This window comes from Amphibacillus cookii, from assembly GCF_016908375.1.
Classification (GTDB): domain Bacteria; phylum Bacillota; class Bacilli; order Bacillales; family Amphibacillaceae; genus Amphibacillus_C; species Amphibacillus_C cookii.
Window position 1 is genome coordinate 290,743 of the sequence record NZ_JAFBDS010000003.1, and the last position, 24,493, is coordinate 315,235.

A 24,493-nucleotide genomic window follows, 5' to 3' on the forward strand; every position below is an offset into this window, starting at 1 on the left:
TTTTACTTTTGCTACACATTCGAACCTTCAATCAGTGGGCGGAGGGCTACAGGATGTAGGTTATGCAGACGTGGCCACAGGACGTGGCGGTCTTAGTCTGTAATCCTTCTTAAAGATGTGGTGATTTTAGCCTACGATCTTACCCGTCCACTGATGGTTAGTTGAGATATTAGCGTCCGTTATCACCCAACTCAATCGATTAACCTATTTTGAGGTGGGTAGTTGACAGACGATTATCTGTGATAAACTTCAAATTCGAGTTGTTGCAATATTTTACCTAGATAACACCTTTAAATCGTTGACGCATTCACTTCAACATTGCCAGCCTTATTTCTCTTACGAAAGATAAAGTAAAACCCAGCAACTATACCTAACACGAGAAGAATATCAACAACAATCGTAACCTTTATCCAGGTTGGCATGACACTACTCATAATGTTCTCCATACCATTACTATTAGCTACCGTATATAAGATGTTCTTAGAGGCATCTCGCATTGCCCATAACGTATCATTACTTTCTGTATTTACTTCAGGTGCCCCATGAGGCGCTGCACCCGTTAAATAAAGGTCATTGCCATTACGAATCCCTAAGTCATAGATCATATATGGATAGGAATTGATCATGTAGAAGTCAGTGATGACCATACCAGTGAAGCCCCATTCATTACGGAGCACTTCATTTAAAAGACCTGAACTTGCACCAGCCCATGTATGTCCGATGCTATTAAAGGATGACATGACACCAGCTGCTTCACCTTCTTTAACGGCAATTTCAAATGGTTTTAAATAGTTTTCACGAATGGTTTGCTCATTAGCCCATGTCAAAACACCAAGTGTCCGATTTGTTTCTTGGTCGTTTAATGCATAGTGTTTGATATATACATAGCCGCCATGGCTTTGAAATCCATTTGTAACAGCGGCACCCATTTTTCCTGATAAGAAAGCATCTTCAGAATAATATTCAAAGTTTCTACCAGAAAACGCTGTGCGATGAATGTTAACACCAGGGGCATACCAGCCAGTTACACCATATGCAACTGCTTCAGCAGCAACATGCGAACCCATTGCTTCTGCAAGTTCTAGATTCCATGTCGAAGCAATCATCACTTCAGTTGGAAATGCAATACCAGATTGTCCTTCAGCAGCCATATTCATATTATTAATGGCAGCAGGGCCGTCATAATCAAGGGTGGCTGGTTTCCCTACAGAATTAATTTCTACAGTCCTGTAACCACCCAGTGTCGTTAAATCCACGAGATCTTCGACTGTAAGTTGGTCGAGTAGCTCTTCCCAAGATGCATCATTATAATCAACACCAATGTAATCGTTAAGATCTTTGTTATTATTAGCACCAGTTACTGGTGCTTCATCATACGTCTCAGCAGGTACATCATATCTCATACTATTAATTGTGTTAACAAATTCAGCGCCAATTAATTTACCTTCTACTTCCTTAGTACCTTCATCAGTAGTTACTGTATACGTTTCAGTTGTATCAATTTCTTCTAAATTTTCGAATCCATTAGCTCTTGATAAATACGTTGTAAGGCTTCCTTCACCAGTAACCAGATCATCAAATTGATTGACTGGAATTTGTTCATCTGTAGAGCGTCCATCTTCAAAAACGACTAGCGAAAGGTTTTCCGAGCCGATATCAGCAATTTTTTCGTGAGAATTATGCATTAAATAAAGTTCATATTGTCCTGCTTCGAGCACATATGCACCGGATTCACTGTAAACTTTATCATAATCAAAAGCAGCCATATCTTCTATTTCAAAAGTAATGGTAACGGTTTCGGAATTACCCGGTTCAATGATATCTGTTTTGTCAAAAGCGGCTAAGTCTACCGCTGACCGTTCAATATTTCCGGTGTATGGTGCGGAGAAGTATATTTGCACGACTTCTTTACCCGCTACTGATCCTGTATTGGTTACGTTTACATCAAACGAGATCGTTTCTTCTCCCCAACTCAAACTGTCCGGAACAACTTCTTGTTCAAAGCTTGTGTAACTCAATCCATAGCCGAATGGATATATTACTTTTTCATCATAGTCGAGTGCACCTTCAATTGCCGCTGTTTCATAATATCGATAGCCTAAATAGATACCTTCTACATAATCTATATACTTTAACGGTACACCCTCAGCATCAACGGCTTGGGAGTATGTCTCATCACCGTTATCAAGGACATAGTCAAGGTCTCCATAACTTCTCATGGCAGGTGCATCCAAAAGATCTGTGGCGAATACGTTTACGGTTCTTCCAGAAGGATTAACATCACCAGCAATGATTTTTCCTAGAGATGCAAATCCATTTTGTCCCGGACCAGCAACATTGATGACACTCTTAATTTGGCTATAGTCTTGAACCCAACCTAGTTCAAATGTATTTGAAACGTTGACAACTAAAACAACTTTGTCAAAGTTTTCTGTAACAGCATCAATCATCCCTTGTTCTCTATTTGTTAATTCGAGGTAATGCTTGTTTGCATCCAGATCGTCTTCGTGTCCAAACTTTTGTCCTGCTCCACTAAATCCTTCTGTAGGATCAAATGTATCTGGACCATCCATGCTTCTTGGTAAATCGGCCCCCTCACCACCGGAGCGAGCGATGAAAATAACAGCGGTATCTGAGAATTCCTTTGCTTGTTCCATTCTTTCTGTTGTATAGAATTCTTCAGGCTTTGGTTCTGGAATCGACCAGTCTTGCCCATCCATCATTACAAGCGGTCTTTCTATACCCGTATCTACATAATCATTGTATAATTGCTCATTTATGACTAAACCAGCAGCTTCAAAGCCGGCCCTTGGGGTAACAGCAGAAGATGCATCAGATTCTCCTGATCCAGTCCCACCATATATAGGATTAGTAAAGCTCCACCCAAAAACATTCACCTTTACATCGTTATCATTTGTCGCATCAACCGGTAAAAAATCTTCATTATTTTGTAAAAGGATGATACCTTCATCGGCAATTAATTCAACAACTTCTGTTGAATTATTACGTGCCTCAACCGCTTCTGGACTCTCTAAATCGATCTCAGAGAAATATGCTGTAATAACATCAGAATAATAATATAACGCGATGTTCGCTGCAACTCCTAGGATTAATAAAAGTGATAGTAAAGAACTCATTATAATACGAAATTTTTTCTTGCTTTTACCTGACATTTTTCTACCTCCTAATAATCATTTTAGTGATTGCTTAATGCCTTTACTCCCTTTTTAAAGTGAGTAAAAACTTCAGGGGAAATTTAAAGAAAGCATTCAACTTACCTTTATCATCGCTACATACTCATTCTTTTTGTAAAGGCATTCATTTTTTTAGATCCTTTCTTTTCCCCATATATAATAAAAACTTAACATGGTATTCTCACACTTATATTCAGCTTACATAAATGGTAGGTTTTTTTGCATGAACAGTAAAACCCCCTAACTTATTAGGTAAGTGAGTTAGCCATTAAATGCTTCACTTTAGTCTGATCCGTTCTGTAAAAACAAGTGCACTAAAATAATCCGAAACGCATTTCCATTCTAACTAGGAGAATGTAAACACGCATTCGGATTACTTAGCAAGACAGCTGTAGTCTGTTTACTTTGTTTATTCATTTTCTAGCTAACTTTATTGGCGGGAATCAACACTTTCAACTCAAACCAATTATTTTCTTGATTTACATTGACCACACCATCGTACTTCTGTACAGTATAGCGGATACTCTTTAACCCATAGCCATGGCTATAAGTATCATTCTTTGTGGTTGGTGGTAAACCTCCCTCTAATGTAAGACCATCTCCTTCAAAGTAATTCTCAAATCGAATCATCAAAAACCCTTTTTGGGCAAAAACAGAAACATGAATTAATCTTTTTTCTTCATCTACTTGCTTCTCATATTCAATGGCATTGTCCAGTGCATTACCAAAAATCGTACATATGTCCATCACATCCATATCATTTAGCAACGTGCCATCAGCTACGCATGTTAACGTAATGTTATGGTTCATACAATACATATTTTTACTTGCAAGCAATGTATCTAACACCTGATTTCCTGTCTTATTCTGTGCTTCAAAAGCTTTGATCTCTTCTTCCATCTTTGTTAAAAAGGCATGCCTTTTCTTCGGATCCTCTTCAGCCCTTAGCGCAATAATTTGATGCTTTAAATCATGATATTTATAATTGATAATTTCAATACTCTCTTTTGATTGCTGATATTGCACATATTGATTTTTAAGGATGTTTTGAACCGCTTCTAATTCATGTTTTATTCTTATGTCGTTGATCTGTATATGGTAGGCATATAAGATAGCAAAACCACCCAAATCGACTAAGGTGCGAATATTAAGAATCTCTTGGGCATACTGACCACTAAACGGGGTTCGAGACGTGATAAAGCTTAAATTACTAATTCCGAAGACAGCAACACCTGTAATAACTGTTGCCCATAGTTCACGCTTTCGAATATTTAATTTCCCATCATCAGGTATATATCTTTTTTCGAGTAACCAGATTAATGAAAAAACACCGCCATACATAACCACTAATAATAAAACCTCAAGTAACTGAACACCCTGCTCCCCATATCCCAAATAAAATTGCACTTGCCAATGCAATGAAGCCACTAATTCTGCAGCAACAAATGCCTTGACCGTAAAATAACCTGCCTCAGTCGCCGTAATATGACAACTTATATAAATGAATAAAAACATCATTCCAATAGCTACAAGCATACTAGGAATCCAAAAACCAATAGGTAAGTCTCTTGTTACCACTAAAAAAACAGATTGCAGACAAAGTGCGAGTCCCGAGACAGCAACAAGTCTCCAACCTGTTAAATACTTCTTTAGTATCGAGATATAAACCAAACAAGCTAACCATTCCGCCAAGGCAGTATATAGCCTTGGAATATCAGGAAACACATCTGTCATTTTAACACCTCTCCCCAATGGTTAGAGACCGCTTCCATAAATGCTTTTCTTCTATTTCGACTGACAGGAATCTCTTCACCATTCACAATCGCACAGCTATCATTGACACCATCAACATGTTCTAAATTAATCAAAAAACCTTTATGTCCACGAAAGAAAGGCAGATCAGACAGTTCCTTCTCTAACTCTTTCATCGTCCCAATCGTCGTTAACGCTCCCTCTTTTGTAAAAAAAACAAGCTTATGCTTCTGACTTTCAACATAATAAATTTCTGAAATATTTAGGCGCCTTACACCACCCTTTATCCTAATCGTAACAAATCTAGCTTCTCTTTTTTTCATACGATTAATGGCGCGTTTCAACCGTTCTGAAAACGAAAAATATGAGATCGGTTTCAACACGTAATCTAGTGCATCAACGGCATAGCCTTTAATCGCATACTGCGTCATATTGGTTATAAAAATAATTACCACTTCTGAATCTATTTTTCTTATTTCTTCAGCTGTAGACATCCCGTCCATCAAAGGCATCTGTATATCCATTAAAATAAGATCAAATTGAGCTTTATAATGATTAATAAATGCATCACCATCTGAAAACGTCTCTATGTCAATCGATTCTTCCCTTTCCTGTTCAAATCGTTCAATATATTCAATCAACTGTTTTTGATAATTAATTTCATCTTCCACAACTGCAACGCGCATCATAAAAAAAGCCTCCTTTTGAAGCATTCTTAAGCTTCTTTTGTCATTAATTGTAACACGCGCACGTCTATTTCTCACGATGGATTTTCATCATAATATTTAAATGATAGCATTCAAATAAAGGTTCTATCAACTAGAATAACTTGCTTGTCCATAACACATCTTACCATTTGACAGTGTGACTTCCCACTTATTTCTCACCTATCAATCACTGATCTGATTATATTTTAATGATCAATCGTATTGCCAAACCTTTATTATTGTGAAAAAATTAAAAACGTGAGTCAATTTCATAATGCATATTTACACAGAAATCCACGAACATTAAAATTGACTGTTGGATTTTTGAACGTATTTCCCTGTAAGTAAACACATGTAAAAGAATCCATTAACGGGTGGCGTGTCGCATTGCAGAATGCTTAACGATGAGTAGGCTCATCCCTTCCTTTATTTGTATGAGCGTAGGTTGAAAGATTAAAACCTTTAAATATGTCTTAGGATTATCCATTGACAGCGCAGACACCTAATTAGACCTACATAATTGAGTGGAGGAAGCCAATGGGCGAGACTCCTGAAGGAACAGCATCAGTCGAAGATCCACTTGAGTAGCGTTTTTTGCTACGCAAGTTAGCTGAGGCGATGCCTTCGGAAAGCGAGCCCATTAGCTGTCGGAACGCATCAACGTTCTCGTTTTGATCGTTACCACGGTGATGGACTGTCGCTTTTTTAATATTCGGATTTTCATCTCTTATCAGTAATTATGAAATTGAATCACGTAATAAAACAATAATTAGAAGATTAATAAGGAGACCTATCAATGTACGATTACTTAATAGTTGGAGCCGGATTATTCGGATCTGTATTTGCATATGAGGCAAATAAAAGAGGCAAAAAGTGCCTCGTTATTGACAAACGTGGACACGTCGGTGGTAATGTTTATACAGAAGAAGTTGAAGGCATCCATGTTCATAAATATGGAGCCCATATTTTCCATACAAATAATAAACAAATTTGGGATTACGTTAATCAATTTGCTGAATTTAATAGATATACGAATGCTCCTGTGGCTAATTATAAAGGAGAAATCTATAATCTTCCATTTAATATGAACACATTTAATAAATTGTGGGGAGTGACGACACCAGAACAAGCTAAACAAAGAATTGATCAGCAAAGAATAGCAGCTAAAGTTGAAAATCCGACAAACCTAGAAGAACAAGCCATTTCTCTCGTTGGCACTGATATCTATGAAAAATTAATTAAAGGCTACACTGAAAAACAATGGGGAAGATCGGCAAAGCAATTGCCCGCTTTTATTATTAAACGACTCCCTGTTCGGTTTACTTATGACAATAATTATTTTAATGATCGTTATCAAGGGATTCCAATCGGTGGCTACACGGCAATTATTGAAAAAATGCTTGCAGGCATTGACGTTAGATTAAATGTCGACTTTTTTAAAGAAAGAGAGCAATTAGAATCGTTAGCAGATAAAGTGGTGTTCACTGGCATGATCGATCAATATTTCGATTACCAATTTGGTGTGCTCGATTACCGAAGTCTGCAATTTGAAACACAAGTGTTAAGCACCACTGATAACTTTCAAGGGAACGCGGTTGTAAATTATACCGATCGTGAGACCCCTTATACGAGAATCATAGAACATAAACATTTTGAGTTTGGCAAACAAGATCATACCGTCATTACTAAGGAATACCCTATCGAATGGGAGTACGGACTTGAACCGTACTACCCGATCAACAATGCTGAAAATAATGCTATATACAAGCAATATAAAACACTAGCTGAAAAAGAATCTACTGTTCTTTTTGGTGGAAGATTAGCTACCTATAAATATTATGATATGCACCAAGTGATTGGAGAAGCATTAACTACGGTTACCAAAGAATTTGAATAGTAAACGATTAAAAGCGTAGCACAAAACTATGAGTAAACTTTTGTGCTACGCTTTCGTATATATACCATACATTTCTTATAACGAGTGGTTGTCTTTATCCTTGACCTTTCCGAATTGCGCCTTGTAAACCATCAACACAAGCATGTTAATCATCGTTATTTCCGTTTAATATTTTCCATTATAATCCGACTTTTTGGGATGCTTGGCATGTCCACCTTTACCCTAATTGGAGATCATACAAAAGCAAACAAGGCCGGCAAGGCGATGGCTTTCTCTGGTGCGACCATCGGTTTATCAGCCCTTATTGGGCCAGCATTCGGTGGTGCAATGGCTGCTCGCGCGCAAATTGAGACCGTCTTTATGATTGTCGCTGGTTTATTTGCTCTTACTGGGGTATTGTCCATTTGGTTCGTCAGTGAATCTTACAAAAAAAGCGAACGTGGCCAAGTACAGCTAAAAGACCTTTCGCGGTTATTAAGAAATCGTCCGCTTATTCAAGCATCTATTGCTGCGTTTAGCTTAATGATGAGTAATGGCACTCTATCTTTTCCACTCCCACTTCACCTAGAATCAGTCGGTTTTACTACATCAATCACTGGTGGATTAATGAGTTTATTTGCAGGTGTTGCGTTAATTATTTTTTTAACACCGCTTAATAAAATCTATAATAAGCATGATCCGATGTCATTAGTCACCACTGGCTTGCTGTTCATTACGATAGCCTTATTGTTTCTAAGTCAGGTAGCTACATTAACCTACCTAGGATTAGCGATGGTCATTTATGGGATTGGCTTTGCCTTTGTCTTTCCATCAATGAACCAACTGGTAACATTAATTTCTACGCAGAAAGAACGCGGCAAAGCTTATGGCATTTTTTACGCTCCATTCTCTCTTGGGGCTGTCGCTGGATCCAGCTTAGCTTGACTTACAACCCATTGGGTGCCCAACCCTTTTTTAGTTAGCATCCTTACACTCACCGCGTCCATTATTACATTAAAGGCAATTGAATTGCCTATTCGACCTTATTATCAAAATAAAGAAACACGATTCTTTTTCAAAAATTTTTAGTATTTACAAATCAAACATATAACAGCTAACAACCATACATTACATCAAATTTTAACGTTCCCTCACTAAATTTTTTAAAATACGTTCACTAAATGCTCACCATTTAACATGTTTTTTGTTTAATAATCTTCCAAATCACATGATTTTGTGCTAATTTATTGTAAGAAGTTTCTGTATATTCCGCCTTTTTATTAATTATGTGTCCTTATACAATCAGCATTGACTTTGTTTTGCTAAGCCACTCGCCAATAAACGATCATTTGATTGGGTATTATAATTAAGAAACTTTTAGAAAATTTAAAGGAGAAATAAATGGATTTTATCAAGATTATTGAAGATATTAACAGTATTTTATGGGGACCGATTATGTTATTTCTTTTAGTTGGGACAGGTGTCTTGTTCACCTATCGACTAAAAGCAATACAAATCAGAAAGTTCAAACAAGCTTGGAGGGAAACTTTCGGCGGTCTGTTTAAGAAGAATAATAACGACAATAAAGATGGAATATCGTCGTTTCAAGCCTTAACGACCGCCATTGCTGCACAAGTGGGTACAGGCAACTTAGCAGGTGTCGCAACAGCCGTTGCAGCCGGGGGGCCTGGTGCTATCTTTTGGATGTGGGTGAGTGGTTTTTTTGGAATGGGGACGATCTTCGCCGAGGCGATACTCGCTCAGCTCCATACTGAACGGTTAGATGGTGAAATCACCGGTGGTCCGGCTTACTATATTAAAAAAGGATTAGGTAGTAAGTTTCTTGCTGGCTTCTTTGCCATCTCGATCATACTAGCACTTGGTTTAATGGGAAATATGGTTCAATCAAGTTCAATTGCTGAATCCGCTCAAGTTGCCTTTAACATTCCAAATATAATTACCGGTTTTATTATTGCTTTGCTTGTCGGTTTAATTATTATTGGTGGGATTAAACGGATTGCCTCTTTCACAGAAAAAATCGTTCCTATCATGGCCGGCTTTTATATCGTTGGTGCACTAATTATTATTTTTATGCATGCTGACATGATTTTGCCTTCATTTCGAATGATTTTCCATGGGGCTTTTAATCCATCAGCAGCGACTGGTGGCATTATTGGTGTATCGATCAAAGAAAGTTTTCGATATGGTATTGCCCGTGGGTTATTTTCGAATGAAGCAGGGATGGGTTCCACCCCACATGCCCATGCTGTAGCTAGGGTCAACCACCCGGCGCAACAAGGTCTTGTTTCATTTATGGGTGTTATTGTCGATACAGGCGTTGTTTGTACCTTGACAGCGCTCGTTATTTTAACAACTGGCTCTTTCTCAACAGGTCTATTTGGTGCACAACTTACACAAGAAGGCTTTACGATTGGATTTGGAAACTTCGGCTCGACGTTTATTGCAATTTGTCTCTTCTTCTTCTCTTTATCAACAATTATCAGTTGGTATTACTTTGGCGAGGCGAATGTCAAGTTTCTGACGGGTAAAAAAGGCATTACTTTCTATCGAGGGATCGTGCTCATTTTTATCGTTATTGGCACAACGATTAATGCTGAAGTAATTTGGGAGCTTGCCGACATCTTTAACGGGCTGATGGTCATCCCAAACTTGATCGCACTCCTTGGCTTAGCCTCACTCGTTATTAAAGTAGCTAATGATTACGAGGATCGTTTTATTAAAGATAAACCATCTAAATATCGCCGAGATTAATAGATCGTTAGCACCATTAGCCCACATCTCTTTCAGATGCGGGCTAATTCACGTTCAATTATTTATTCAACTTTATCGACAAAAAACAGATGAAGCAAATACAAATGCTTACCTATCGTTATATTGTCCGTCCTCGTTCATTTAATTGCTGTCATCATTTAGTGGAATAACATTTAATTCACTATTGATGACGCCAAGCAATTCTTTTGGAATCTTAAAACGTGAACGTTTTGACATACTTTCAATGGTCATCAATCCGGTCATTAAGCGCATGGTGTCATTCTCCATTATGTCCCCAAAATACTTTTTAAAGACAGCTTTCGCCTTTTGATTTTTATATAAATCTTCTATAGTGTCAAAAATCGAATAATAGCCTTCTTTTACATTGACTTCTTGTACTTCTTTTAAGTCAAATTTTTCAAACCAGTTCGTTACATTACTTTTTTCTTCCGCCTGAACAAAGGTATAGCCTTTGTCTTGTTCCTTAACGTGATGAATTCGCATGTCATCTTGATACTGATTCCCATCTTGATCATAGCCGTTTACTAGGATGACATTCTCCCCTAATGTTAATGCGATATCCTTAATCGTTTCCATAGGTTTGGTCACCGCTTGCTCAGCAACTTTGCTACCGTTAACCAGTAACTCCACTCGGGACAGGTTTGATAAAATAACGATGTCATTATTTTTTCTATGGCGATTTACAAACCTACTCCCCGCTAATTTTACAAATGGATCACCTGACCAATAGGCTTTACACAAATAAAAAGCATCTTTTTTTGTTTGTCTATCAATGGTGACGAGCCCCTTTTGGTTAATGCCCTTCGCTCCACCCTCGTTTCTAATTTCACTGCCAAAATCAAACATAGCCCATACATAACCACCAAGAACATAAGGCCGTTCTTCAAAAGTTCGTAAAGCGTTATCTTGAAATAACAATTGGTACTCTTCTGTATAATCTTTTACCTCTGGATGATAGCTATGGAATTTAGGGTTTGTATCAACCCCATATTCTGAAACGAGGACAGGTATATTTGGTCTATCTTTGTTAAACGCATCGAGCCTTTCACCTAGGCCACCCATCTCACCATAATACCAGCCATAATAAAGATTATAGCCAACTATATCTGTTAACCCATTTAAGTAACTCTTGTTATTGACGGAGTGAATATTAGCTTGGGCAATGATTCGGGTTGAATCCAAATGTCGAGCCAAATCAACAAGCTCTTCCACTAACTCATAAATTCTCTCATTTTCCACGGCGATAGTTATTTCATTTTGCACACCCCAACAGTAGATTGACGTGTGATTGTATGCTTGTTTAATCAGCCTTTCAAGCTGTTCTTTTGCATTTTGATTTTCTTCGTCAGTTGTAGTTGGGACACTAATAAAAGGGATTTCTGCCCAGACCAATAAACCAGCTTCATCACAAAGTGTGTAAAAATAGTCATGATGTTGATAATGGGCCAATCTAACTGAATTTGCACCTACCTCTTTTATTAAAGCAAGGTCCCTTTCCATATGCTCTTTCGTTAAAGCATTGCCTATTTGAGAAAAATCTTGATGGCGACTAACACCATTTAACTTAAGTGGCTCTCCATTTAATAAAATACCTTGATCAGCGGTTACTTCTATTGTTCTAAATCCAATTGATAGCTGTCTCTTATCGATAAGATTGCCATCGGTATATAAGCTTACTTGTAGTTGATAGAGATAAGGGTCTTTTACCCCTTGCCAAAGATGAGGACTTTCAATCTGTTCAGTGAATTTGAAACTTAATTCATCTTTACACTGATCGAGTTTCTCCCTTTTCAAAGTACAATTATTCTCACGATCAAATAATTCAATTGCAATGACGACGTCATCAGATGCGTGTCGTTCATTGATAATCGTTCCTGTTATTGATAGTTCAAAAGCGTCTCCATTTAATGCTTTCTGAGCAACATAGATCCCGTCTTTTCCATTATCCATCAAATCAAAGTGCACGTGGTCTACTTCAATTAATTTAACATCCCTATATAATCCACCATAAAATGAGAAATCCGCCATTAAAGGATACACATCATCATGTTTGGCGTTATCAACAAAAATAGTGATGGTATTTTCACCCTTAACCAAATACGGCGTTAGATGCACTCTAAACATAGAAAATCCACACCGATTGAGACATACGTAGTGATCGTTCACATAAACCTCGGCAACTAAACTTGCTGCACCTACCTCAAGAAAATAGTAATTAGAAATCTGGTTTAAGGTTATTTTCCTTTGATAACGACACTTCCCTTTAAACATGCCTTCTCCACTCTGACCATCTTTAGCATTAAAGCAGTGTGGTAAATCCACACGTGTTTCCTTATGATCAGCTGAACTTTCATATGCTTCAGTAAATAACCAATCTTGATTTAGTTCTTTAACATTTATCATACAATCCCCCTCTACTAAAACATCTACTAACGTTTATCACAGATAACCGTCCGTCAAAACCCCACCTTAAAATAGAAAACAGCGGTCAATCGATTAAGGTGGGTGATAACGAACACTCATGTTTGGATTCACTCAATGAACCTGCAAGCAGTGGGTGAAGAACGAACACGCCCACTGCTTACAGATTCGTTTTATACTTCCGTGATTTTATGTCTTTATTTAAATCGTTTGATTAACAATATATTGATGAAACGATAGCTTTTATCACGGTTTAAATACAATATCATAGTCTTGTTGATTAGACCGTTTCTGCTGCCAATTCCTCATCTTGCTCTTTTTTAAAGGCCGCCCGGTCTGCCTTTTTAAAGAATGGATACCATACCAAGACTTGCAAGGCAACTAACCCTATTTGTAAAGCAGCAATTCGCCAACTTCCTCCTATAAAGCCTCCGATAACAATCGGCATTCCTGTTATCGGTGCAATTCCATTAACTCTTGGTATCAATTCGATAAAGGTTAGAAAATAGGCAACAGATATACTAATAGCATTCATAAAAACAAAAGGAATTACAAATTTAAAATTGAATACTAAAGGAACACCAAATACTAAAGGCTCCGAAATACCGAAAAGGGCTGGAATCGTTGTCAATTTTCCTAAAGCTTTATATTGCTTACTCTTTGCCACAAATAACATCAATAGAGTCAAACCGATGGCACTAGCAGACATTGTATACGTACTAATAAATGCACGTCCAACAATATTTGGTAATGGGTCACCCGCAGCATATGCTGATAGTTGAGCTGCATCCATTGCTGTGAAAATTGGTAATACCACCGAATAAACAACCAAGGTTCCATGAATCCCAAAAAACCATAATAGCTGTGCAATTGTCCACAAAATAATAACAGAGAATACGTTCGCACCTAGTCCTTCAAGCGGAATCTGCAGAAATGTATAGATTAAATCATGAAGTGAACCTAATGGTGTTGCTTCAAAAATGACCGATACGACAGCAAAAAACATAACAGCGATAATACCAGGTATTAAACTACTAAAGCTATTTGAAACAACTGGTGGTACACTAGAAGGCATCTTAATCGTTATTCCTTTTTGTTTTATTACTACATATATTTTAGTTGCCACCAATGCAACAATAATCCCCGTAAAGATACCAAAACCGCCTAGCCAGTGCATAGGAATAGCTATCCCCTCTGCGTCTATTACTGGTGTGACAATAAAGAAACTCATCAAGGTTATTAGACTTGCAATAACACCGTCCTCACCAAGTTGTTTAGCATAATTACTTGCAATCGCGACCGCAAAAATGACAGCTAAGAAATCAGTAGAAAACATAATAACAACTTCTAATACAGAACGGATACCACTCGTATCAATGAAACTTTGCCAAAATCCTAATGGTAAATTAATAAATAGAGCCGCAAACGCACCGACCAGCGTAATAGGCAAGGCACCCATCATACCATTTGTTATCCCATTTACGATTTTACTTTTTTGAATTTTATTAACTTTTTTTGATAGCTTCTTCGAAAACTCTTGTGAATTAAACTTTCCCATTATAACCCTCCTCCAATTATTTAACCCTTATTATGTGTAGTCTGCTCAAGCTTCTAAACATGATTAACCCTTAATGGGGACAGTTGATTAGTCCATTAATGCAATGGCTTCACGCAAAACCTTTTCTCCATTCATCATTCCATAATCGGACATGTTAATTACGTTTACTTTCATTCCTTGTGGTTCGTATTTTTCCTTTAGTTCATCCTCAAGATAAGAAATTTGTGGACCGAGCAACAGAATATCCGTTTTCTCTGTATACTCTTCAAATTGAGTTTCTGACATCGCAATAATTTTTGCATCAATATTTTGCTTTTTTGCACTTTCTTTCATCTTCGCCATTAACATAGATGTCGACATCCCTGCTGCACAAACTAATGTAATATGAATCATATAATCACCCTTTTTCATTATTTTTATTTTTCTCAAATCCACTAACTATTTAGGAAACGCATTAAAATCAAACTGCCCCGCAAAAATGCTATCTCTTTTTACATTGCTTCTAATTTTTCACTTAGTTTAATCACATATTTGGCTAGATCCCTTACCGTTATAGCATTCATAAGATGATCTTGCGCATGAACCATTAAAAGCGATAGTTCTGTTTGCTCACCTCTTGATTCAGCCTGAATTAAATTAGTCTGAATTTTATGGGCTTTATTCAACTCTTCATTTGCCTCAGAAACTAACTTGTTTGACTCTACTAATTCATTTTCTTCCGCTTTCTGTAAAGCCTTCATCGTTAGGCTTTTAGCATTTCCAGCATGCATTATAATGCCCATAATAAATTCTTGATTTACCATACGTGATGCCCCCCTCATTTTCGAATGCGCTTTCTTCGATGCAAGTATACTTACATATTTTTATTTCAAATTTCTCTTATAAATAAATTTTGTGTCTGAGTAAATGGTTAATAATTTTACGTTACATTTGCAATCATAGCTTAAATCATTTTCTTAATAATAGAATTAACCAGTCACATCGCGCTCACTAAACACCCGAGTAGCTAGAAAAACCACCATCCACCGGAACGACCACTCCAGTCACAAAACTTGATAACCGGTCATCTGCAAGGAATAGTACCGCTCCCACTAATTCTTCAGGCTCTCCAAAACGCCCCATAGGTGTAGCGCTTAAAATCTTCTCCGCGCGTAACGTATAACCCCCCTCTTCATTTTTTAATAACTTCTCATTCTGTGTCGTAATTAAAAACCCTGGGGCAATAGCATTTACGCGTACGCCCACTTTAGACATATAGGTAGCCAACCACTGCGTAAAGTTACTAATAGCTGCTTTTGCACCACTGTATGCCGGGATCTTCGTTAAAGGCGTGAAAGCATTCATCGATGAAACGTTAATGATCGTTGCACCCTCTCTTTTGGCCATACTTTCACCGAAAACCTGTGAAGGTAGTATGGTTCCCATCACATTCAAATCCATAACAAAACCCATGCCTTTTGGATCTAAATCAAAAAAAGTCTTTACATTCTGGTTTTGCTTATTAGCATCGACACTGTAAAATTCATCATCCGTTGTACCGTTAGGATGATTTCCTCCAGCACCATTTATGAGAATATCGATCTCACCTAACTCGCTTTCAATGATCGCTTTTGCTTCCTTCAAGTTATCGATGTCTAAAACATTTGAAGCAACACCTAATGCTGTACCTCCTTCCTTAATAACTTCATCCGCAATTTTTTGAGCGGATTCCTGTGATAGATCGACTACGGCTATTTTCGCCCCTACTTTTGCTAAAGCTTTGCAAAAATAGCTACCTAATACACCTCCACCTCCTGTTACAACAGCAACCTTTCCTGTTAGATCAAAACCATAGTTATTCAGCATTTTTATCCTCCTTTTGAATGAAACGGCTTTTGACTTCAGCTTCCCATAATCCATTTAAATATGTTGCTCCTAACGCACGATCAAATAGGCCATAACCTGGTTTTCCTGTTTCCCCCCAAATCATCCTTCCGTGGTCTGGACGAATCGGCCCTTGGTAATCAAAGTCACTTAAGGCACGAATAACTTGGTACATATCAATTGAACCTTCTTTTGATAGATGAGCCGATTCTTGGAAAGAATATTGGCCCGAACGTTTAATATTTCGAGCATGTACAAAATTCACACGCCCTTTCTTTCCAAAATAACGAAGCATTTCATAAAAATCATTGGTTGATACAGCACCAAGTGAACCACTACACATCGTTAATCCATTATAAGGACTGTCATAGAGATTAATAAAACGCTCTAAATTGTCTTTATTCGTTATAATTCTAGGTAAACCAAAAATATCAAATGGTGGATCATCAGGATGAATGGCCATCTTCACATCTGCATCCTCTGCGACAGGCAAGATTGCCTTGATAAAATACTCAAGATTTTCCCACAGTTTCTCATGATCAACCTTTTTATAATGACTAAATAGTTGACTCAATTCATCTTTCTCATAGCTAGCATCCCACCCCGGCAATGATAGCTCTCCACTTAATGGATCCATCTTTTTCACAATGTCTTCCTCAAAGATCAATGTTCTAGAACCATCAGCTAACTCATGATCAAGTGACGTTCTGGTCCAATCAAAGACAGGCATAAAATTATAACAAACAACTGGAATCCCACATTTACCTAAATTAATAAGGGTTTGCTTGTAATTTTCAATGTACTTATCTCGTGTTGGCAAACCTATTTTAATGTCTTCATGCACGGGTACACTCTCAATTACTGATAAGCTTAAACCATGCTTTTCAACTTCCTGCTTTAACGCTTCTATTTTATCTAAAGGCCATACCTCTCCAACTGGGACATCATAAATTGCCGAAACAATCCCCCTCATACCAGGTATTTGACGAATATATTCTAATTTAACCGGGTCACTATTCCCGTACCAGCGAAATGTCAATTCCAATTAAAATTCCCCCTAATCGCATTTAAAATATCTTTTTGCATTATAGTAGCTTATATTTTCGACTAATCTTTTTAGTAGATTTTCATTATTCGGAAGTTCACCTTCCTCTACCCACTGTCCGATTAAATTGGCAAGTATACGTCGAAAGTACTCATGCCTACTAAATGAAAGAAAGCTACGTGAGTCAGTTAACATACCAACAAAGTGCATTAATAAGCCGTGATCAGCTAATGTCGTTAGCTGTCTCTCCATCCCTTGTTTTGTATCATTAAACCACCACCCAGAGCCAAGTTGGACTTTCATCTTTATTCCGGGTTCAGTTTGAAAGTTCTGAATCGTACTTCCTACAAGATCGTTATAAGTAGGATTTAAGTTATATAAAATCGTTTGCGGTAAGCCATCGTTTTTCTCACACTGATCCAATAAACCATTTAGTGAAGCCCCAAGATCTGGTTGATCAGAAATAGAATCAAAACCGGCATCTTTACCGACTCTTCTAAACATTTTCGTATTATTGTTTCTAATCGCTCCAAAATGAAGTTGCATCGTCCAACCTTTTTCTTTATATTTTCTTGCAAGCGCAATCATCATAGCCGTTTTAAACTTACGCTCTTCTTCACTTGAGATAGATTCACCTACTAGCGATTTTTTGAAAATAGCTTCAATCTCTGTATCTGTAAAGTTTGAAAAAGGCACTTCAGCTAACCCATGGTCCGAGAGTTTACAGCCCATCTCATCGAAGTAATCGATTCTTTCTTCTAAAGCTTCAATATAACTTTGATATGTTTGAATGGAGCGATTGGTAATAGTAGATAGTTTATCAATAAAATGATGAAAAACAGATTTGGTTATTGCCACGCCATCATCAGGTCGAAAAGTTGGTAGCACCTTAACGTTAAAGTTATCCTGTGCTTTGATCTGCTTATGATAGTCTAAGTGATCGACAGGCGAATCCGTTGTACAAATGCTCTCAACATTTGAACGTTCAATTAATTTTTGTACGGAGAAATCTGACTGTGCTAGTTTTTCATTTGCCCTTAACCAAACATCTTCCCAATTATGTTCATCCAATAAAACATTAATATCGAAGTACTTTTTAAGCTCTAAATGTGTCCAGTGATACAATGGATTCCCAATCGTATTTGGCACGGTTTGAGCCCAAGCTCTAAACTTATCTTTAGCGCTTGCATCTCCAGTAATATAACGCTCATCAACACCATTCGCTCGCATCGCTCTCCATTTGTAATGATCACCTTCAAGCCAAATTTCAGTAAGATTTTTAAATTGGCGATTTTCAGCAATATCTTTAGGCGATAAATGACAATGATAATCAATAATAGGAAGGTTCTTTATATAGCCATACAATGTTTTAGCGGTTTCATTTTTCAACATAAACGTTTCATTAATAAATCCCCTCACAGTAAAGACCTCCTTGTTTAAGTGGATTAGCGAATAATAGATAAGGGATGGTCTGCGTTCATAAAATGCAGTATGTCACTTAAATCTAAGATGTTCGCATCGCCTTCAATGGTATGTTTCAATGCAAAGCTTGCCGTAGCAAAATCTATTGTTTTTTGCATGGAATCAAATTGGAGCAAGCCATAAATCATACCAGCGGCGAAAGCATCTCCTGTTCCTACTCGATCAACAATCTGAACATCAACTGTTTTTGATTTTAAAAAACCTTGATCGTCCAAAACGATCGCACTAATTTCGTTCTCATTGACTGATTTCTCTCTCCGGAAAGTATGAACAATTTCGGTAAATTGATACATTTCTTTTAATTTAGACATAATTTTTTTAATCATTTCCTCAGAAAAGGGCTTTTCACATATATCTTTATAATCTTGGTCATCATGTGTTGGCAACTCGAGTGGTTCAATTCCAAAGCACACATCAATATTTTTCATTAACATGGACATCTTTGCTCGAGCCGATTTAAATGACCACAGTGATTTCCGATAATTCAAGTCACAACTCGTTTTTACGCCTTTCTTTTGGGCTATTTCTAAAGCGGCTAGACTAATCTCAAACAATTCTTCAGATAGAGCAGGTGTGATACCACCTAGATGAAACCAATCTACATTTTCAAAAATCGTATCGAAGTCATAGTCATCAATTTTCGAGCAGGCAAAGCTTGATTGCTCACGATCATAAATAACACGTGTCGGTCTAATAGAGTAGCCTTTTTCTAAAAAATAAAGTCCCAATCGTTGCTCATCGTACACGACATAATCTGTTTTAACACCGTAATAATTGAGGAATTGCATGGCAGACCTACCCAGGGCATGTTTAGGAACCTTAGATACAAAATTTACATTAAAGCCATATTGAGCAAGCGCCATCGCTACATTAGCCTCACCCCCACCAAATACACCATCAAACGATTGCGACTGTTTAATTGTCTGGTAACCAGGTGTAGTCAATCGAAGCAAAATTTCGCCAAACGTTACAACATTCTTCATATCATCCCCCCCTAATTCGCGCCAGTTCTTGTGTGAATGCTTTTGAAACTTCTGAAATGGATTCATATCCACTTTCCTTCACCTGCTTCGTTAAAGCGCTGCCAATTCCTACTGCAAATGCCCCCCTATTAAACCACTCTTTCAGATTGGTAATATTAACACCTCCAGAAGGCATCAGTTCAGCATTTGGAATCGGACCTTTAATATCATTTATAAAAGCTGGACCAAATAAACTACCTGGGAACAGCTTTACAATATCAACACCTACTGATAACGCTGTCACTATTTCTGTAACAGACCCACAGCCAGGTAAATACGGGATAGAATAACGGTTACATATTGTCGCTATCGCTGGATCTAAGTGCGGACTTACCACATATTTTGCTCCATTCAAGATAGCAATTCTCGCTGTTTCTGCATCTAATACTGTACCCGCCCCAACAATCACACGCTCATCACTCCATGTGGAAAGCTCTTTAATAACTTGATCCGCCTGTGGTGTAGAAAAAGTAATCTCTAAAGTAAAGATCCCCCCCTCATAAGCTTTCTCAGCTATTTGTACAGCTTCAAAGTTTGTGTCACCTCTTATAACTGCAACGAGATAGTTTTGATGAATAGCTCTCAATATTTCATACTTTTGCAATGTTTTCTCACCCCATTTTATTCTTCTATACTTGTATACTAGCATTTCAATATTTGAATTTCAATTGTTTTTTACAAATTTCTTGATTTTTTTCAAAACTGAATTTATATTTACCTAAATAAATGCAAACCCTGTCGATATTTATAAAACAAAAAAAGAGCGTTGCATCTATTCGATGAACACTCAAAATTTGTATATCTTTTTAAATTACTATTAGATATTTTTGTCACAGGCTAAGCTTGTCCATTCCGTTTCTTACCGCTTTTAGTATCATTAAAAACAGCAAAAAGAAACGTAATATAACAATATTTCTTGATTAAATCTCAATTAATCTAAATTAAAGACAGAAGTTGAAAGCGCTCGCTCAAAATAATCTGAAAACGGACTATCTTCTTGATAAAGATCTTTCCAAACTTCCATTGGTTTCAATATATGTTCATTTATAATTAATTGGACTTGATTAACTGCTTTTGTTTCAATCACATCTATAATTCTTTTATGTTGAATAACTGCATCTTCAAAACTAAATTCTAGTTCCGATAATAAACGAATCCGATTATAGTGCGTACTAAGTCTTGTAATAGCATTCCATACATTTTCTTTATTATTACCCTTAAAAATCATGTAATGGAACTGCTTGTCCAATTCGTGGAATTGTTGATTTGACTTATTTTGTTTTAGAAGCTTTTCTTGCTTCATGACATTGTGCTTTAATTCGAATAGAAGATCGTTTGGAAAATGCTCACAAGATAACTTTAATATCTCTTTCTCCAAGGTTACTCGCGTAAACACCGCTTCTTCCACCAACTGTGGTTTAATTCTAGTTACATATGTTCCTACTTGAGGCTTCACCTCTACTAAATTTTCTTCTTTTAATCTTGCAATAACTTCCCGTATCGGGGTGCGTGATACATCAAGCCTTTTTGCGATTTCAACTTCACTTATGATTTGACCCGGTTTCAGTTCAAGTGTCATTATTGCATTTTTAATAACACGATAAGCATAGTCTCGATTTCTTTCATTTGGCAATCTATCAAGGACAGCAATCATAACTCCACTCCACATTTTTTATAAATTTTGTTCATTGACTTGCGCATTAATTACTTCCCACTAATTTGAAAGTATATTTTTTATATACGACCCTTCAATCAGTAGACAATTTTGTTTCGCCATTGATCGATAGTTAAGTGAATCAGGACATTAGCGTCCGTTATTTCACACTTAATCAGATGATATCTACACTTTATTTTGAGGGGGGGTTTAGGGAAGTTTATCTGTGACAAATAGCTGATATACACTTCACAAAACCACTGACATACTTGTATTTTAATGTTTTCTAATTAAATTATCAATGCTTTTTCTGTTAATTTTTGCATTTCACAGTTAAAATGCTTCTTTATGTAATAAACCTAGACAAAAGAATAGGTGGTTATTAATAAAGATAACTACCTCTCTTCGAACAAAACTAAAATAATACTGCACAACTGCCTATTAATTCTTAAGATCTATCCCCTATTTCATTCCAGTTCTATCAAAATCGTGTATAATAGAAAAGCAAAGCAGTCTAACAAAATTATAAATAGGAAGTGAGCTTGAACAATGGGACGTAAATGGAACAATATTAAAGAAAAGAAAGCCAACAAAGACAAAAACACGAGCCGCATTTATGCCAAATTCGGGCGAGAAATTTATGTAGCGGCGAAACAAGGCGAACCAACCCCCGAGTCAAATCAAGCGTTAAAATTTGTTTTGGAACGCGCGAAGACATATAGTGTTCCCAAACATATTATTGACCGTGCGATTGAGAAAGCAAAGGGGGGCGGTGATGAGAATTATGATGAGTTGCGTTACGAAGGGTTCGGTCCCCATGGGTCAATGGTGATCGTTGACACGTTAACGAATAACGTTAACCGTACCGCTGCAGAAGTACGTGCCGCCTTTAACAAAAACGGAGGCAATATGGGGACAAGCGGTTCAGCGGCTTACATGTTTGATGCTACCGCTGTACTGGGCGTTGAAAACCAAACGGTTGACGACATCTTAGAAATGCTATTGGAAGCTGACGTTGATGTCCGTGATTTGGTTGAGGAAGATAGTGCTGTGATTATTTATGCTGAACCTGATCAATTTCATGCCGTGCAAGAAGCATTAAAGCAACAAGGTATTCAGGATTTTACTGTCGCAGAATTAACAATGCTTCCGCAAAACGAGCTTCACTTAAGCGGTGATGACTTCATTCAATTCGAAAAACTAATTGATGCATTAGAAGACTTAGAAGACGTGCAGCAGGTTTATCATAACGTTGAAAACGATTGATAATTTTCGAAAATATTAAATATATTCAATGAAAGGACGGATTCGGTGGCCAAGAAATATAACGATACGTGGAATCTTGATAACATATTTGTTGGAGGAACAAAGTCAGCTACGCTTCAAACTAAATTAGAGGGTGTTAGTCAACTAATTAATAACTATCAAACTTCACTTCACAATTGGAAGAACACCACACCTCATACAGATGTATTTATTGACTTACTGACACAACAAGAAGCCATTGAAAAAGCGCTAGGACAAGTGGCTACATTTATTAATATGTGCCATGATGCTTATACCAATGATACCCATGCCATTGTAGTCAAGGGGCAAGTCATGACACAATACAGTGAATTGAAAAAACTTTTAAACCAGTTTACCAAGAAAGTTGTAGCCATCCCAGCACCAGATTGGCATATGCTTTTAAAACATAACAAACTGGCAAAAATCGCATTTCCATTAAATGAATTACGTAGCAAAGGATCTCGCTTGCGATCAGAGGCCGAAGAAGCATTGATAGCAGAATTACATAAAGACGGTCTATCTGGATGGAGTGACCTTTATGCTACTGTCGTTTCGACCATGACAATCCCGTTTACCGACAAACAAGGCGAAACAGAGACGCTTTCTGTTGGTCAAGCCATGAACCGGATGTATGCCGATCCTGATCCAGCAGTTAGACAACAATTGTTTAACAATTGGGAAAACGCTTGGCAAAAGCAAGCCCCAATTTTTACTGATATATTAAACCACCTAGACGGCTATCGTATCACACTACAAAATAAGCACGATTACAAAGATCATCTAGAAGAACCACTGGAATATAATCGCATGACGAAAGCAACCTTAGACGCCATGTGGCAGGCAATCGACAAACATAAACAGCCGTTTATTGATTTTCTTAATAAAAAAGCCGAGCTATTTGGTATGGAGAAGTTAGGCTGGCAAGATGTTGAAGCCCCGTTAGCTCTCGATGATGATCAAGCAAAATCGTTTAGCTATGATCAAGCGTGCGACTTTATAATTGAACATTTCAGCTCTTTCGGTTCTGAATTGACCGATTTTGCAAAGCACGCTTTGACCAACCAATGGGTTGAAGCTGAGGATCGACCAAATAAGCGCCCTGGTGGTTATTGCGCAAGTTTACCCGAATTTAATGAATCACGTATTTTTATGACCTTTACCGGATCGGCATCGGACACGGGCACACTTGCACATGAGCTAGGACATGCTTTCCACAGTCATGTCTTAAAGGATGCCCCCTACTTGAATCGGCACTATGCCATGAATGTAGCTGAAACAGCAAGTACCTTTGCGGAAACGATTATCGCCAATGCAACCGTGCAACAAGCACAATCAAAACAAGAGAAATTAGTGTTACTAAATACGAAATTGGAAAACGCAACAGCGATGTTTATGAACATTCATGCGCGCTTCTTATTTGAAGATGCCTTTTATAAAGAACGAGCCGATGGCGTAGTCTCTACCGAACGTTTAAACACATTAATGATTAATGCCCAAAAAGAAGCATTTGGTGATGCACTTTCTAGTTACCACCCACACTTTTGGTGCAGTAAACTGCACTTCTTTATTGATGATATACCGTTTTATAACTTCCCCTATACGTTTGGTTTTTTATTTAGCCTAGGTGTGTACGCCAAATACTTAGAAAGCCCAGAAGGATTTGAAGCAAAGTATATCGCTTTACTTAAAGATACTGGTGCAATGACGGTAGAAGATTTAGCGAAAAAACACTTAGACGTCGACTTAACTGATCAATCATTTTGGACAAATGGGATACAGTTAATGGTAAAAGATGTAGAATCCTTTATAGAACTTGCTGATCAACTCGCCTAACACATA

The 24,493-nt window shown here is 37.4% G+C and carries 18 protein-coding genes; 5 read left to right on the forward strand and 13 right to left on the reverse strand.

The window, feature by feature from the left end; all coding sequences use genetic code 11:
- Positions 1 to 290: 290 nt before the first annotated feature.
- The 3 genes from JOE23_RS06540 to JOE23_RS06550 all read right to left on the reverse strand — a co-directional run bounded on the left by JOE23_RS06540 (position 291) and on the right by JOE23_RS06550 (position 5,635).
- The gene (locus tag JOE23_RS06540; protein WP_204436765.1) at positions 291 to 3,173 is read right to left on the reverse strand and encodes a glycoside hydrolase family 3 N-terminal domain-containing protein; all 2,883 of its coding nucleotides are present in this window, start codon (positions 3,171 to 3,173) and stop codon (positions 291 to 293) included.
- Between the two features lie 441 nt (positions 3,174 to 3,614).
- On the reverse strand, positions 3,615 to 4,928 hold the full coding sequence (locus tag JOE23_RS06545; protein ID WP_204436768.1) for an ATP-binding protein: 1,314 nt from the start codon (positions 4,926 to 4,928) through the stop codon (positions 3,615 to 3,617).
- Positions 4,925 to 5,635: a LytR/AlgR family response regulator transcription factor gene (locus JOE23_RS06550; RefSeq protein ID WP_204436770.1), complete on the reverse strand. Its 711-nt coding sequence runs from the start codon at positions 5,633 to 5,635 to the stop codon at positions 4,925 to 4,927. Before JOE23_RS06550 ends, JOE23_RS06545 begins: the two co-directional genes overlap by 4 nt.
- An 814-nt stretch (positions 5,636 to 6,449) precedes the next feature.
- Between JOE23_RS06550 and glf the strand changes: the two genes are divergently transcribed.
- The 3 genes from glf (at position 6,450) to JOE23_RS06565 (ending at position 10,301) form a co-directional block, all read left to right on the forward strand.
- On the forward strand, positions 6,450 to 7,550 hold the full coding sequence (gene glf / locus JOE23_RS06555; protein ID WP_204436771.1) for a UDP-galactopyranose mutase: 1,101 nt from the start codon (positions 6,450 to 6,452) through the stop codon (positions 7,548 to 7,550).
- 84 nt (positions 7,551 to 7,634) lie between these two features.
- Positions 7,635 to 8,474, forward strand: coding sequence for an MFS transporter (locus JOE23_RS06560; protein WP_338021897.1), 840 nt, complete (start codon positions 7,635 to 7,637; stop codon positions 8,472 to 8,474).
- Between the two features lie 456 nt (positions 8,475 to 8,930).
- Positions 8,931 to 10,301, forward strand: a complete 1,371-nt coding sequence (locus JOE23_RS06565) for an alanine/glycine:cation symporter family protein (RefSeq protein WP_204436773.1) — start codon at positions 8,931 to 8,933, stop codon at positions 10,299 to 10,301.
- A gap of 141 nt (positions 10,302 to 10,442) precedes the next feature.
- On the opposite strand, the gene JOE23_RS06570 is transcribed toward JOE23_RS06565, so the two are convergent.
- The 10 genes from JOE23_RS06570 to JOE23_RS06615 form a co-directional block, all read right to left on the reverse strand.
- Positions 10,443 to 12,725, reverse strand: a complete 2,283-nt coding sequence (locus JOE23_RS06570; protein WP_204436774.1) for a glycoside hydrolase family 2 protein — start codon at positions 12,723 to 12,725, stop codon at positions 10,443 to 10,445.
- 298 nt (positions 12,726 to 13,023) lie between these two features.
- A complete protein-coding gene (locus tag JOE23_RS06575; RefSeq protein ID WP_204436781.1) occupies positions 13,024 to 14,301 on the reverse strand; it encodes a PTS sugar transporter subunit IIC in 1,278 nt (425 codons plus the stop codon).
- 87 nt (positions 14,302 to 14,388) lie between these two features.
- Entirely contained in the window at positions 14,389 to 14,694 is a 306-nt protein-coding gene (locus JOE23_RS06580; protein ID WP_204436783.1) for a PTS sugar transporter subunit IIB, read from the reverse strand.
- Positions 14,695 to 14,792: 98 nt separating this feature from the next.
- The gene (locus tag JOE23_RS06585; protein WP_204436785.1) at positions 14,793 to 15,104 is read right to left on the reverse strand and encodes a PTS lactose/cellobiose transporter subunit IIA; all 312 of its coding nucleotides are present in this window, start codon (positions 15,102 to 15,104) and stop codon (positions 14,793 to 14,795) included.
- Between the two features lie 187 nt (positions 15,105 to 15,291).
- The gene (locus tag JOE23_RS06590; protein ID WP_204436787.1) at positions 15,292 to 16,146 is read right to left on the reverse strand and encodes an SDR family oxidoreductase; all 855 of its coding nucleotides are present in this window, start codon (positions 16,144 to 16,146) and stop codon (positions 15,292 to 15,294) included.
- Positions 16,136 to 17,209: a mannonate dehydratase gene (gene uxuA / locus JOE23_RS06595; protein WP_204436791.1), complete on the reverse strand. Its 1,074-nt coding sequence runs from the start codon at positions 17,207 to 17,209 to the stop codon at positions 16,136 to 16,138. The genes JOE23_RS06590 and uxuA overlap by 11 nt, the downstream gene beginning before the upstream one ends.
- A 12-nt stretch (positions 17,210 to 17,221) precedes the next feature.
- On the reverse strand, positions 17,222 to 18,628 hold the full coding sequence (gene uxaC, locus JOE23_RS06600; RefSeq protein WP_204436797.1) for a glucuronate isomerase: 1,407 nt from the start codon (positions 18,626 to 18,628) through the stop codon (positions 17,222 to 17,224).
- 26 nt (positions 18,629 to 18,654) lie between these two features.
- Positions 18,655 to 19,674 carry a sugar kinase gene (locus tag JOE23_RS06605; protein WP_204436799.1) on the reverse strand — a complete coding sequence of 340 codons (1,020 nt, stop codon included), beginning with the start codon at positions 19,672 to 19,674 and terminating at the stop codon, positions 18,655 to 18,657.
- A gap of 1 nt (position 19,675) precedes the next feature.
- Positions 19,676 to 20,317 (reverse strand): bifunctional 2-keto-4-hydroxyglutarate aldolase/2-keto-3-deoxy-6-phosphogluconate aldolase, encoded by a 642-nt coding sequence (locus JOE23_RS06610; RefSeq protein ID WP_204436801.1) that lies wholly within the window; start codon positions 20,315 to 20,317, stop codon positions 19,676 to 19,678.
- Between the two features lie 327 nt (positions 20,318 to 20,644).
- Positions 20,645 to 21,367, reverse strand: a complete 723-nt coding sequence (locus tag JOE23_RS06615) for a GntR family transcriptional regulator (protein ID WP_204436803.1) — start codon at positions 21,365 to 21,367, stop codon at positions 20,645 to 20,647.
- Between the two features lie 549 nt (positions 21,368 to 21,916).
- Between JOE23_RS06615 and JOE23_RS06620 the strand changes: the two genes are divergently transcribed.
- Positions 21,917 to 22,633 carry a YebC/PmpR family DNA-binding transcriptional regulator gene (locus JOE23_RS06620; protein WP_204436805.1) on the forward strand — a complete coding sequence of 239 codons (717 nt, stop codon included), beginning with the start codon at positions 21,917 to 21,919 and terminating at the stop codon, positions 22,631 to 22,633.
- A 45-nt stretch (positions 22,634 to 22,678) separates the two neighbouring features.
- Positions 22,679 to 24,487: a M3 family oligoendopeptidase gene (locus JOE23_RS06625; RefSeq protein WP_204436807.1), complete on the forward strand. Its 1,809-nt coding sequence runs from the start codon at positions 22,679 to 22,681 to the stop codon at positions 24,485 to 24,487.
- The last annotated feature ends 6 nt before the right edge of the window (positions 24,488 to 24,493 follow it).

Coding starts and splice junctions, on each gene's coding strand:
- JOE23_RS06540 (WP_204436765.1), bottom strand. CDS start 3,173: ATGTCAGGTAAAAGCAAGAAAAAATTTCGTATTATAATGAGTTCTTTA.
- JOE23_RS06545 (WP_204436768.1), bottom strand. CDS start 4,928: ATGACAGATGTGTTTCCTGATATTCCAAGGCTATATACTGCCTTGGCG.
- JOE23_RS06550 (WP_204436770.1), bottom strand. CDS start 5,635: ATGATGCGCGTTGCAGTTGTGGAAGATGAAATTAATTATCAAAAACAG.
- glf (WP_204436771.1), top strand. CDS start 6,450: ATGTACGATTACTTAATAGTTGGAGCCGGATTATTCGGATCTGTATTT.
- JOE23_RS06565 (WP_204436773.1), top strand. CDS start 8,931: ATGGATTTTATCAAGATTATTGAAGATATTAACAGTATTTTATGGGGA.
- JOE23_RS06570 (WP_204436774.1), bottom strand. CDS start 12,725: ATGATAAATGTTAAAGAACTAAATCAAGATTGGTTATTTACTGAAGCA.
- JOE23_RS06575 (WP_204436781.1), bottom strand. CDS start 14,301: ATGGGAAAGTTTAATTCACAAGAGTTTTCGAAGAAGCTATCAAAAAAA.
- JOE23_RS06580 (WP_204436783.1), bottom strand. CDS start 14,694: ATGATTCATATTACATTAGTTTGTGCAGCAGGGATGTCGACATCTATG.
- JOE23_RS06585 (WP_204436785.1), bottom strand. CDS start 15,104: ATGGTAAATCAAGAATTTATTATGGGCATTATAATGCATGCTGGAAAT.
- JOE23_RS06590 (WP_204436787.1), bottom strand. CDS start 16,146: ATGCTGAATAACTATGGTTTTGATCTAACAGGAAAGGTTGCTGTTGTA.
- JOE23_RS06605 (WP_204436799.1), bottom strand. CDS start 19,674: ATGAAGAATGTTGTAACGTTTGGCGAAATTTTGCTTCGATTGACTACA.
- JOE23_RS06615 (WP_204436803.1), bottom strand. CDS start 21,367: ATGATTGCTGTCCTTGATAGATTGCCAAATGAAAGAAATCGAGACTAT.
- JOE23_RS06620 (WP_204436805.1), top strand. CDS start 21,917: ATGGGACGTAAATGGAACAATATTAAAGAAAAGAAAGCCAACAAAGAC.